General features: G+C 72.4%; 11 protein-coding genes. 5 read left to right on the forward strand and 6 right to left on the reverse strand.

Going from position 1 to position 12,166, the window contains the following annotated elements; all coding sequences use genetic code 11:
• Positions 1-146: 146 nt before the first annotated feature.
• Both DP107_RS01220 and DP107_RS01225 read right to left on the reverse strand, forming a co-directional pair.
• Entirely contained in the window at positions 147-1,901 is a 1,755-nt protein-coding gene (locus DP107_RS01220; protein WP_144260308.1) for a hydantoinase B/oxoprolinase family protein, read from the reverse strand.
• Positions 1,894-3,948, reverse strand: a complete 2,055-nt coding sequence (locus tag DP107_RS01225) for a hydantoinase/oxoprolinase family protein (protein ID WP_144260309.1) — start codon at positions 3,946-3,948, stop codon at positions 1,894-1,896. Before DP107_RS01225 ends, DP107_RS01220 begins: the two co-directional genes overlap by 8 nt.
• A 94-nt stretch (positions 3,949-4,042) precedes the next feature.
• Here DP107_RS01225 and DP107_RS01230 point away from each other — a divergent pair, with 94 nt between their 5' ends.
• Genes DP107_RS01230 through DP107_RS01240 form a run of 3 tightly spaced genes read left to right on the forward strand, consistent with a single transcriptional unit; the run spans position 4,043 to position 7,623 of the window.
• Complete coding sequence (locus DP107_RS01230) at positions 4,043-5,239, forward strand: thiolase C-terminal domain-containing protein (protein ID WP_144260310.1); 1,197 nt, start codon at positions 4,043-4,045, stop codon at positions 5,237-5,239.
• 55 nt (positions 5,240-5,294) lie between these two features.
• Positions 5,295-6,728, forward strand: coding sequence for a zinc ribbon domain-containing protein (locus DP107_RS01235; RefSeq protein WP_144260311.1), 1,434 nt, complete (start codon positions 5,295-5,297; stop codon positions 6,726-6,728).
• 46 nt (positions 6,729-6,774) lie between these two features.
• Positions 6,775-7,623: a hypothetical protein gene (locus tag DP107_RS01240; protein WP_144260312.1), complete on the forward strand. Its 849-nt coding sequence runs from the start codon at positions 6,775-6,777 to the stop codon at positions 7,621-7,623.
• 474 nt (positions 7,624-8,097) lie between these two features.
• Here the strand turns inward: DP107_RS01240 and DP107_RS01245 are convergent, their stop codons facing one another.
• Positions 8,098-9,015 (reverse strand): DNA-3-methyladenine glycosylase family protein, encoded by a 918-nt coding sequence (locus DP107_RS01245; RefSeq protein WP_144260313.1) that lies wholly within the window; start codon positions 9,013-9,015, stop codon positions 8,098-8,100.
• Positions 9,016-9,120: 105 nt separating this feature from the next.
• Here DP107_RS01245 and DP107_RS01250 point away from each other — a divergent pair, with 105 nt between their 5' ends.
• Complete coding sequence (locus DP107_RS01250; RefSeq protein WP_144260314.1) at positions 9,121-9,591, forward strand: DUF555 domain-containing protein; 471 nt, start codon at positions 9,121-9,123, stop codon at positions 9,589-9,591.
• Between the two features lie 46 nt (positions 9,592-9,637).
• On the opposite strand, the gene DP107_RS01255 is transcribed toward DP107_RS01250, so the two are convergent.
• The gene (locus tag DP107_RS01255) at positions 9,638-9,874 is read right to left on the reverse strand and encodes a UPF0058 family protein (protein ID WP_144260315.1); all 237 of its coding nucleotides are present in this window, start codon (positions 9,872-9,874) and stop codon (positions 9,638-9,640) included.
• A gap of 294 nt (positions 9,875-10,168) precedes the next feature.
• On the opposite strand from DP107_RS01255, the gene DP107_RS01260 reads away from it, so the two are divergent.
• Entirely contained in the window at positions 10,169-10,573 is a 405-nt protein-coding gene (locus tag DP107_RS01260) for a translation initiation factor IF-2 subunit beta (RefSeq protein ID WP_144260316.1), read from the forward strand.
• Between the two features lie 104 nt (positions 10,574-10,677).
• Here DP107_RS01260 and DP107_RS19725 read toward each other — a convergent pair whose 3' ends face one another.
• Entirely contained in the window at positions 10,678-10,854 is a 177-nt protein-coding gene (locus DP107_RS19725; protein WP_185977122.1) for a DUF7836 family putative zinc-binding protein, read from the reverse strand.
• 96 nt (positions 10,855-10,950) lie between these two features.
• Positions 10,951-11,919 (reverse strand): transcription initiation factor IIB, encoded by a 969-nt coding sequence (locus DP107_RS01265; RefSeq protein ID WP_144260317.1) that lies wholly within the window; start codon positions 11,917-11,919, stop codon positions 10,951-10,953.
• Positions 11,920-12,166: the final 247 nt, after the last annotated feature.

Genomic DNA, 12,166 nt, shown 5'->3' on the forward strand with positions numbered 1-12,166 from the left:
AGGCCCTCGCGTGCTCCGGACCACCGCCGGCGAGGGCGGCGGGACATCCCGACAGGAGTGCCGTTTCGCGCTGTATTCCCCGTATTATCGGGTTCCGTTCGGGATTACGGCCCCGGGCTCGCGTTTCCACAGCTGTCGGGGGGGCCTCACTCCCCGGCGTCGGGTTCGTGCCCGTAGCGCTCGCGCGCGGCGTCAGCCGACAGCTTGCCCAGTCGGAGGTCCCGTTCGATGGCCGTCGCCGCGCGGTCCTCCGGAGCACCGTAGCCGCCGCCACCGGGCGACCGGATACTGACGAGATCGCCGGGGGAGAGCTCCAGCGTCGTCTTCGGCGGGAGCCGCTCGCCGTCGGTGTCGACGTCGCCGTCCCCGCCCGGGAGCAGGAAGGCGGCGCCGGTCGTGCCGTCCGCGCCGCTGGCCAGCCCGTACGGCGCGTGGCGGTGGCGGTCGGCGAGCAGGGAGAAGGCGGTGTCGCCACGGACCGCGATGTCCCGGCGGAGGCCGAGACCGCCACGGTGCTCGCCCGCGCCGCCCGAACCCGGGCGCAGCGCGTACCGCCGCACGCGCAGCGGATAGGCCGTCTCCAGCACCTCGACCGGCGTGTTGAGCGTGTTGCTCATGTGGACGTGGACGCCGTCCATCCCGTCGCCGGTCGCGTGCGCGCCGGCGCCGCCGCCCCCGGTCTCGTAGAAGGCCCACGGGCGACCGCCGTCCCCGTCGCCGACGCCCTCGCGGGGGTCCGTGCCGCCGAAGGTGACGTTGTTCATCGTCCCCTGGCCGGCCGCGGCGGCGCGTTCGGGGGCGCACTCGGCCAGCGCGCCGAGCACCACGTCGGTGACTCGCTGTGAGGTCTCGAGGTTGCCGCCGACGACGGCCGCCGGTGGGTCCGGGTTGACCACGGTCCCCTCGGGCGCCCGGACCTCGATGGGGCGGTAGGCACCGGCGTTGGGCGGCACCTCGGGGTCGGTCACACACCGGACGGCGTAGTAGGTCGCCGAGGCCGTGACGGCGAAGACGGCGTTCACGGGGCCGGGCGTCTGCGGGTCGGTCCCCTCGAAATCGACCGTGACCGCGTCGCCGTCGACGGTCACCGCCGCCGCGACCCGCACGTCCTCGGTGCCGCGGCCGTCGTCGTCCAGCGCGTCCGCGAACTCGTAGGTGCCGTCGGGCAGGTCGCGGATCTCGGCGCGGGTCCGGCGCTCCGCGTAGTCCTGGATGGCCGCGGTGACCTCGGGGAGGTCGTCGCCGTAGCGGTCGTGCAGTTCGCGGTAGCGCTCGGCGCCGGTCTCGTTGGCGGCGACCTGCGCGCGGAGGTCCCCTCGACGCTCGTCCGGCGTCCGGACGTTGGCCAGGACCGTGTCGAAGACGGCCGCGTTCGGCTCCCCCTCACGGTACAGCCTCACCGGCGGGATGCGCAGGCCCTCCTGGTATATCTCCGTCGAGTCCGCGGCCACGCCGCCGGCGCGGGAGCCGCCGACGTCGGCGTGGTGGGCGCGGTTGGCGACGAAGGCGAGGGGGGCGGCGTCCGCGTCGGCCCCGTCGGCGAAGACGGGCGTGACCAGCGTGAAGTCGGGCAGATGGGCCCCGCCGCGGAACGGGTCGTTGAGCAGGACGGCGTCGCCGGGGCCGAGCTCCGCCGGCGGGAACGCCTCAAGCGCGGCCGCGACGGAGAACGGCATCGCGCCCAGGTGGACGGGGATGTTCTCGGCCTGTGCCACCAGTTCGCCCTCGGCGTCGAACAGCGCACAGGAGCAGTCCCGCCGCTCGGTCACGTTGGGGGAGTAGGCCGTCCGGACCAGGGTCGCGTTCATCTCCTCGGCGACCGCGGCGCAGGCGTTGCGCGCGACCTCCAGCGTCACCGGGTCGACGTCGCCCGTTCCCCCGGCCGTGTCGTCCTCAGGCATCGGCAGCCACCTCCACGACGAGGCTCCCGTCGTCGGCTACGCGCACCCGGTCGGGCGGCCGGACGACGAGCGTCGACTCGCTCCCCTCGACGATGGCCGGCCCCTCGACGGCCTCGCCTGCGGGGAGTCCGGCGCGGTCGTACACCCGTGTCCCGCGGGTCCGACCGTCGAAGGTGACGGGGCGCTCCTCGCGGATGGCGTCCGCGACCCGGCCCGCCGTCCGGGGCGGGTCAAGCGTCGGCGGGTCGACGACCCCGCGGGCGCGGAGACGGACCGTCACCAGTTCCAGGGGCTCGTCCGGCGAGGCGTGGCCGTAGCGGCGCTCGTGGCGCGCGTGGAACCGCTCGGCGACGGCGTCGAGGGCCGGGTCGGCGATGCCGCTGTCACCCACGGACGCCTCGAGCGGGACCGTCAGGTCGTACGTCTGCCCGCGGTAGCGCAGGTCGACCGCCGGCTCCAGTCGGCGGCGCTCGGGGGCCACGTCGGCGAGGCGCTCGTCCAGCCGGCGCGCCAGGTCGGCGAGCGTCCCGCGAAGCGTCGCGGCGTCGATCTCCCCCCATGGTCGCACGCGGGAGACGGACTCGTCGTAGACCAGGTCCGAGACGAGCAGTCCCAGCGCCGAGAGAACGCCGGCCGCGCGGGGGACGACCACCTCGGGGACCGAGAGCTCCGCGGCGACGGCCGACGCGAGCAGCGGGCCGGCGCCGCCGAACGCGACCAGCGCCAGGTCCCGGGGGTCGTGACCACGCTCGACCGAGACGACCCGCAGCGCCCGGGCGGTCTCGGCCTCCGCGACCGACCGGACCCCGGCCGCGGCCTCGCGGACCGAGCGGCCGAGTGGGTCGGCGAGGTCGCGCTCGATGGCCGCCCGGGCCGCCTCGCCCGCGCCACCGACATCGCCGAGGAACGCCTCGGGGTCGATGTGGCCGAGCGCGAACGCGGCGTCGGTCACCGTCGGCCGGTCGCCGCCACGACCGTAGCAGACCGGCCCCGGGTCGGCGCCCGCCGAGGCCGGCCCGACGCGCAGCGCCCCGCCGGCGTCGACGCTGGCGACCGAGCCGCCGCCCGCCCCGACCGTGTGGACGTCGACCATCGGCGTCGCGACGGGGTAGTCGCCGACCGTCACGTCGGTCGCCACCAGCGGCTCGCCGTCGCGGACGAGCGACACGTCACAGGAGGTGCCGCCCATGTCCATCGTCAGCGCGTCGTCGTGGCCGTGGCGGGCCGCGACGTGGGCGGCGCCGCGGACCCCCGCGGCCGGCCCGGAGAGCAGCGTCCGCACCGGCACGTCGCGGGCGCGCTCGGCGTCCAGCAGCCCACCGTTCGAGGCCATCACCCGGAGCGGGGCGCCGACGCCGGCCTCGTCGACGCGGTCGTCGAGGCGGCCGAGGTAGCCGGCCATCACCGGGCGGAGCGCAGCGTTGAGCGCGGTCGCGAGCGTTCGCTCGTACTCCCGGATCTCCGGCAGCACGTCACTGGATAGCGATATCGAGCCCTCGTAGCCGCCCTCGCGTAGCGCGTCGCGGACCCGCTGCTCGTGGGCGTCGTCCTCGAAGGCGAACAGCAGGGCGACGGCGACGCTCTCGGCATCGAGGTCGGCCGCCAGGTCCCGGACCGCGGCCGTATCCAGCGGCGTCAGCTCCGTGCCGCGTTCGTCGAGCCGTCCCGCGACCCCGTGCCGGCGGTCCCGGGGGACCACCGGGTCGGGCTTGGCGGCGTGGAGGTCGTACAGCGCGGGGCGGTCCTGTCGGCCGACCTCCAGCACGTCGCGGAACCCGTCGGTGGTCAGCAGGGCGGTGTCGGCCCACTCGCGCTCCAGCACGGCGTTCGTCGCCACGGTGGTCCCGTGGGCGAGGGTGCCGACCGCGTCGAGCGCGAGCCCGTCGCCCGCGGCCGCCTCCAACCCGCCGACGACGCCTGCCTCGGGGGCGTCGGGCGTGGAGGCGACCTTGTGGACGCGGACCCGCCCGTCCCGGACCGCCACTACGTCGGTAAAGGTGCCGCCGACGTCGACGCCGACGCGGGCGGCGGTGTCGCTGTCGCTCATGGCGGGCCCACGCCGCCCGGCGGCGTGAAACTTCCCCAACCGTCACGACGGCCCCGTCGCAACCTATTCCCGGGTCGGGCCCGCGACGGGAGCCATGCGCGACGCCTACGTCGTCGGCGCCGGCCAGTCCGACTTCGGGTCGTTCCCCGGCGAGTCGTACCGCTCGCTGTTCCGTACCGCCTTCGAACACACGCTCGAGGGGACCGCCGTCGAGCCGGGCGACGTCGACGAGGCCATCGTCGGGACGCTCGGCGTCGGCGGCCGCCAACTCGGGCTTCCGGGCCCGGCCGTCACCGAGCACGTCGGCCTCCACGGCGTCCCGACGACCCGCGTCGAGAACGCCTGTGCGGCCTCGGGCTACGCCGTCCGGCAGGGGGTACAGGCCATCCGGTCGGGGATGGCGGACCTCGTGCTGGCCGGCGGCGTCGAGGTGATGACCGACGTCTCGGCCGAGGCCGTCCGCTACTGGCTCGGCGTCAGCGGCGAGACCGAGTGGGAGCGGCTCTCGGGCACCACCTTCGCCGGCGTCTACGCGCAGATGGCCTCGGCCCACATGCGCGAGCACGGCACCACGGTCGACCAGCTCTCCCACGTCGCGGTGAAGAACCACGCGAACGGCGCGAAGAACCCGCACGCCCAGCTCGGCTTCGAGTGCTCGCTGGCGGACGCCTCCGCGGCGCCGACGGTGGCGGACCCGCTGACACTGTACCACTGCTGCCCGACGACTGACGGTGCCGCGACCGTGTTGCTGGCGAGCGAGGACGCCATCGACCGGTTCACCGACGCCCGGGTCCGCGTCGCCGGCGTCGGTGCCGGAAGCGACCGGGTCGGCCTGTTCCAGCGCGACACCTACTCCGGCGTCCCGGCCGCCCGGCGCGCGGCGGGGACGGCGTACGACCGTGCCGGCGCCGGTCCCGGGGACCTCGACTTCGCCGAGGTCCACGACTGCTTCGCCATCGCGGAGCTGATGGCCTACGAGGATATCGGCCTCTGCGAGCGCGGCGAGGCCGGCCAGTACATCGCCAGCGGCGCGACGCGTCCGGACGGGGAGACAGCCGTGAACACCTCGGGCGGTCTGAAATCGAAGGGCCACCCCATCGGCGCGACCGGCGCCGGTCAGGTGGTCGAGGCGTTCGACCAGCTCACCGGTGCCGCCGGCGACCGCCAACTCGACGCGCCCGAGGTCGGCCTCACCCACAACGTCGGCGGCTCCGGCGGCGCCGCCGTCGTCCACCTGTTCGAGCGCGACCACGACTGGGCGGACGTGTCGGATGGGGAGGTGGTCGCGTGAGCGAACACCGCGAGCGACGGCGGCCTCGCCGGAGCTTCGCCCCGGAGGTGAGGGGATGAGCGACCTCGCCATCTCCGCCGTCGGGGCGTACGCGCCGCGGCTCCGCATCGACGCCGACGCGTTCGCGGAGGCGTGGGGCACGTTCGAGGCCTCGGGCATCGACCACAAGGCCGTCCCGGAGGCCGACGAGGACGCGCTGACGATGGCCGCCGCGGCCGGGCGGCGGGCGCTCGACGCGGCCGGCCTGGACGGCGACGCGCTCGCGTCGCTCTCCCTCGCGACCACGACCCCGCCGCTGGCGGAGGAGGAGTTGGTCGTGCGGCTCGGCTCCGTCCTCGACGCCCCGGGGACGGCCAGCCACGAGCAGTTCACGGCGAGCACGCGGGCCGGTACCCGCGCGCTGGTCGCAGCGCTTGAAACGGAACGGGCCCCGACGCTCGTCGTCGCCGCGGACTGTCCCCGGGCCGACCCGCCGGACGAGCGCGAGCACGCGGCTGGCGCGGGCGCTGCCGCGCTACTGCTGACGGCCGAGGGCGGCGCGACCGTGACGGCCCGCGGGAGGTACGCGACGCCACGCCCCGGCGAGCGGTTCCGGGCGGGCGGCGACGACCGCGTCCAGGGCCTCGGCGTGACCAGCTACGACCGGGCCGCGTTCCACGACGCGCTGGCCGGCGCCGCCACGGACGCCGGCGTGGACGACCCGGACGTCTCGGCCGCCGCGGTGCAGGCGCCCGACGGGAAGCGGCCGTACCGCGCGACCGGCGCCCTCGGCGTGGCCAGCGAGACCATCCACGCCTCTGCGACCGTCCAGGACCTGGGCGACACCGGCGCGGCGAGCGTGCCGCTGTCGCTGGCCCGCGCGCTCGCGGACGGCCACGACCGCGTCCTGGCCGCGGCCTACGGGAGCGGCGCCGGGGCGGACGTGCTGCTGCTGGAGCGGACCGGCGAGGTCGCGACCGACCTCGCACTCGACGGCGCGGTCGACCTGTCGTACCCCGAGTACCTCCGCCGGCGCGGCGACCTGGACGGCGAGGAGCCGGAGGGCGGCGGCGCGTACGTCTCGGTCCCGACGTGGCGGCGGTCGCTCCCGCAGCGCCACCGGCTCGTCGCCGGCCGCTGTCCGGACTGCGACGCGCTCGCGTTCCCGCCGGAGGGTGCCTGCACGGACTGTGGCGCTCTCGGCGACTACGCCGACGTCCGGCTCCCCGGCGGCGGGACCGTCGAGGCGATCACCCGCATCGGCCGCGGCGGGTCCCCTCCGGAGTTCGCCGCCCAGCAGGTGCAGAGCGGCGCCTTCGGCGTCGCCATCGTCGCGTTCGACGGCCCCGAGGGCGGGACCGTTAGCGCCCCGGCACAGGTGACCGACCACGACCCAGAGACGGACGGCGACCTCTCGGTCGGTGACCGCGTCGAGGCGGTCGCCCGGCGGATCTACACGCAGGAGGGGGTGACCCGCTACGGGTTCAAGATTCGACCCGCCGACGACTGACCGGGGTCGGCCCCACAGTTATGACCGCGGCCGTGTGACCGCCGGTGTGCACGACGCCCCGTCGGCCCCCACGCTCGCGGACGCGCGGCCGGACCACCTCCAGGGTCACGTCCGTATCGAGGAGCTACTCGACGGCGCGCTCGTCCGGTTCACCGTCGCCGAGGCGGGCTTCCTCCGGTTCGGCGACGACGAGCGCGTCTTCGACAGCGGGGTCCCGCCGCGGCTCGCCTACGCCGAGCGGGCCAGTACGCGAGCGTTCGACCTCGGCTCGTACGTCGACACGGTCGACGACCCCACCCGCTACACGTTCGTCGGCGTGGCGACCCATCGGCGGCACACCGACTACGACTGGGGGCGGCTGTCACCGGTGCTCGGGACGGCCATCCACGACGCCGCCGAGGGGGGATGGCTGCCGCCGGACCGCGTCGAGCGGGTCTTCGAGCGGCTCGGCCCGCCACCGCTCGACCCCGTCGAGCGCGAGCGGTCCATCGGCCGGCGGCCGCTGGACGGCTACGACCTCCCGGCGTCGGCGTGGTACGACGGGCCCGCTGCCGGCGTCGTGGTCACGGACAAGCGTGGGAGCCGGGCGAAGCTGGTCCGGGCGGACCTGCCGGAGGGCGAGCCGTCGGCTCGCGTCGAAGCGAGGGACGTCGAAACGCTCGCCGAACGGTTCGTCACGGACGCGCTACTGGCCGACCGGGCCGCAGCGCTGGGCGGCAGGGCGGCGGTGGCGTTCGACCCGCTGTTCGAGGCCGTCCTCGACCGGGTGGCGCGGGCTCATCACGACGCGCTGTTCCACGGCGCCACCGACACCGGCGCGGTCGACCTCGATTGGGGCCGGTTCCGCGGTGCCGTCGCCGAACGGGTGCGCCGCTGGCTGGGCACGCGTGACTGAAACGGATGAAGGGACCGGCAGTCGTGCGGGCGAGCGCCGGTGCAGTCACCGAGGGTGCCAACATCAACGGCGGTAGCACGGCGCGCCGTACCCATGTCCGGCCCGTTCTCCCCCCAGGCCCTGAGGGGTCGGGACGACTCGACCAGCGGCGTCGGGTGCATCCCCCCATATGAACCGACCCGCATCCCCCGGATCTCCCCCCGGGCCCAACGGGAGGGACTGCGGGGTGTAGTAAATAGAGGCATGGTCGTTCGGACCGTTAACTATCACCACTGTGTCTGGAGAGACGTCGTTCGTTGCGGAGCACTCAGAGCAAGACGGCGACGGGTCGAATCTCCGATTACTGTTCTTTACTCCGTGATTAATGACCGGTTCACTAGACGTCCACTGGACCCTGTTGCGAGCCGTTCTGACGCTGGCGTTAGGCTCGGACGATCCGTTCACGGGTTTCCGACGGCCGTCCCGCAGCCGGGATTACTCTCCGCCGGTCCGCAGGTAGAAGAAGACGTACGTCTGTGCGTAACCGGCGTAGTCGCCCCCGAAGCGCTCGCGGATGGCCCGGGAGGTGTCGGTGTAGTTGCCGCGGTCGCAGTCGGGGTAGTACTCCTCGATCGCCGTCCGAATCCACGTGTCCAGCGGCACGGCCTCGAGGAAGTCGAGCGCGAACAGCAACACGCAGTCCGCGACCTTCTCGCCGACACCGACGAACTGTTCGAGGTGCTCCCGGGCGTCCTCGTACGGCATATCGTGGGCCGCGTCGGGGTGGGCGACGCCCTCGGCGACCATCTCGGCGGTCCGCTGGACGTACGGCGCCCGGTAGCCGAGCGAGCAGTCCCGGAGGTCGGCCTCCGTCGCGGCGGCCAGCTGCTCGGGCGTCGGGAACGCGTAGTACGTGTCACCGTCGAAGGTGACGTCGTCGCCGTACTCGCGGGCGAGACGGCCCTGCATCGCGTGGATGCGCTCGACCCGCATCTGGGCCGAGCAGATAAAGGAGATCAGCGAGGCGAACGAGGGGTCCCGGACCAGGCGCATCCCGCCGTACCGGTCGTAGGCGCGCTCTAAGAGCGGGAGGTCCGGCGTCGAGCCGACGATGGCGTCGAGATCGTCGTCCAGGCGGAGCAGCCACGTCAGGTGGTCCGGCGCGCGCGGCGTGGACGCCTCCCAGGCCAGGGCGTCGCCGTCCAGGCGGCAACGGAGCACCTCCGGCTCGTTCGTCGCCGTCTCCGTCGCCGGGAGAACGGTGTGGTACCAGGCGTCGCCACCCCACGCGGGGTCGTCCGCGAACATCGCGTCGTCGGGGCGGTCCCAGAAGTAGGTCTGCCCGCTCTCGACGGTCGCCTGGAGGTCGAACCCGCCCGGGAACTCGGCGACCGGAAGCCGGCCGGTGTGCATACCCCGACACGGGAGCGGGCCGGGCATCGGGCTTGCGCTTTCGGCAGGGGCCGGCGGTCCGGCGGGCAAGCTTCTTGTCGTCTCCGTGCCAACGGTTTCCTAGGTATGGATTGTCGTGTTGCTGTCGAGGCAGCGGTCCCCGTCTACGACGTCGGAACCGCGGACGAGGCGGTCCGGATCGCCATCTCCAAGACCGGTGAGATGCTGAACCCGGACCTCAACTACGTGGAGATCGACATGAGCGAGCGCTCGTGCCCGCACTGCGAGGACTCGTTCGAACCGGCCTTCATCGCCGCCGACGAGGGACTCGTCGCCCTGGAGCTGGAGATGACCGTGTTCAACGTCGAACGGACCGAGCACGCGGCTCGCATCGCCCGCAAGGAGATCGGACAGCGGCTGGAGAACATCCCGCTGGAGGTCCTCGAGGTCGAACCGACCGAGGCGGACGAGGATGATGCCGACGCCGCGGCCGACGAGGGGACCGCCATCGAGGAGGAGCTCGACCTCGACGTCGGGCTCGACGAGGGGGACGAGGACGACGTGCTGCCGGAGTTCGAGGAACTTGTCGACGAGTGACGGCGCCGCAGCTACGTGGGATGGATGACTCGAGGACTGGAGTGTCTCAGTCGGCGGCGGCGGAGACCGGCTCCGCGACCTCTTCGGTCATCTCGTCGGTGATTCCATCGGCGAGCGCGAAGACCGCGGCCTTGTGGTCGGTCTTTGACTTGTGGATGGAGGTGGGTCGGACACCGAGGGTCTCGTACTCGGTGGCCGCGACGTCGTCACCTGTGCGCTGTTCGTAGTGGTTGCGTACCTCTGCAAGCAGGCCGTGGAGATGGATGAGTTCCTGCTTCTTCATAGCCATGCGCGCCTTACCACTGGATGGTTATAGTATTACCCCGAGTCACGTTAACACGGAATGCCGTCTCGAGGCCGCTCGGCGGCTCAATCGGGGGATATTCCGTGTGAACTACCCACGCGATTCGGGGCGATTCCCGCCGGGGACCGTCGTCCGCGGGTGGGTCCATGCGGGACGGTATCGTGGATTCACCCCGTGACAGCGCGCGCGCAGCCTCGCCACGACGCCCGGACCGCGGGGTCGACGGTACGGACAACGTGAAAACATTTCAGGATCCGACGGGTATCCTCAGGTATGAGCTACGACGACCACCTCGAGCGGGCGCTGGAGGAGACGCCGGACATCGAGGAGGGGGGTGAGCGGTTCCAGATCCCCGACCCGGAGGTCCGCCAGGAGGGGAACGTCACGGTGTTCGAGAACTTCCAGTCGACCATCGACCGGCTCGGTCGCGAGGCGAACCACCTCATGAAGTTCGTCCAGAACGAGTTGGGGACCAGCGCCTCCATCGACGAGCGCGGCCGTCTCCGGCTCACCGGCGACTTCCGACAGGACCGCGTCGCCGATGCCATCGACGCCTACGTCGACGCCTACGTCCGCTGCCCCGAGTGTGGCCTCCCCGACACCAACCTCGTCAGCGAGAACGGGGCGGAACTGCTGCAGTGTGATGCCTGTGGGGCCCGGTCCGCGACCGGGGGCTGAGACGGCACGGCGACCGGTTACACGGCTACCCGGTCGGTAACGTTCAGGCTCCCCTGATTATCGGAGTATCCCCGCGATTTCGTGTCAGAACCGGGGAGAGCCGGTCAGAACTGCTTCATCGTCTTGAGGTCGTGCTCCGTGCGGGCGAACTCGGAGAGGCGGCGGGTCGCGTGACAGGAGGGGCAGTGGAAGGTCGTGGACACGTCGGGGAGTTCCGACGGTGTCGACTCCCAGTGCTTGCCACACTCAGGACAGAGCAGCCGTGCGTACGTCTCCTCCATGTCACGCTCGCACGAGCAGGGAACGCAAAAACGTTGCCACCGACGGGATAGCCGGCCGCTACCGCGGCGCGGCAGTCGGGGGCACCCACCCGGGTCTCAGGCCGCGATGACCTCGGCGGCCTCGAGCAGCTCCTTGTACCGGTTGCGGATGGTGACCTCCGAGATGCTGGCGACCTCGCTGACCTCGCTCTGGGTGACCTTCTCGTTGCAGAGCAGCGCCGCGGCGTAGACCGCCGCGGCGGCCAGGCCGACGGGCGACTTGCCCGAGAGCAGGCCGGCGTCGCGGCCGTGGTCGACGAGTTCGCGGGCGCGGCGCTCGACCTCGTCGCTGAGGTCGAGGTCGGAGGCGAACCGCGGGATGTAGCTCTCCGGGTCCGCCGGGGCGATCTCCAGGTTCAGCTCGCGGACGATGTAGCGATAGGTCCGCGTGAGCTCCATCCGCTCGACCCGCGAAACCACGCTGATCTCGTCGAGCGAGCGCGGCGTGCCGGCCTGGCGGGCGGCGGCGTAGACCGCCGCCGTGGCGACCCCTTCGATGGAGCGGCCGGGCAGCAGGTTCTCGTCGAGGGCCCGGCGGTAGATGACGCTGGCCGTCTCCCGGACGTTCTCGGGCAGCCCGAGGGCGCTGGACATCCGGTCGATCTCGCCGAGGGCCTGTTTGAGGTTGCGCTCCTTGGAGTCACGCGTCCGGAACCGCTCGTTCCAGGTGCGCAGGCGCTGCATCTTCTGGCGCTGGCGCGAGGACAGCGAATTGCCGTAGGCGTCCTTGTCCTGCCAGCCGATGTTGGTCGATAGCCCCTTGTCGTGCATCATCTTCGTCGTCGGCGCGCCGACGCGGGACTTGTTATCGCGCTCGTTGGCGTCGAACGCGCGCCACTCCGGCCCGCGGTCGATGCTGTCCTCCTCAACGACGAGGCCGCAGTCGCTGCAGACGACTTCGCCGTGTTCGGTGTCGGTCTGCAGGCGGCCATCGCACTCGGGACAGGCCGTCTGTTCGTCGGCCTCCTCCGTGTGTTCGACCTCGCTGGTGTTCTCCTGTGTTCGGATGGTTGTTGAATCGCTCATGGTGGGTGCGAGAGACGCCCCTCTGCCGGCCGGGTGGACGAAAGAATACCGGCGGGAACGACGCCTTACCAAGTGTAAGGCCGAAAACTACTTAAATCTTTCGGGCCGTGTGGGACGCGTCAACAGGCTATCGACGGCCGCTGGACCTCGAATTCGGGCATCCATGGTCGGATGGATGCATCTCGTCTGAAGGATTATGATATAAAAAGATACCGCAGCCGCGCCGAGCGGGTCGACCGGATCGGTC

Origin of the sequence: Haloglomus irregulare (assembly GCF_007421925.1) — an archaeon.
Lineage (GTDB): Archaea > Halobacteriota > Halobacteria > Halobacteriales > Haloarculaceae > Haloglomus > Haloglomus irregulare.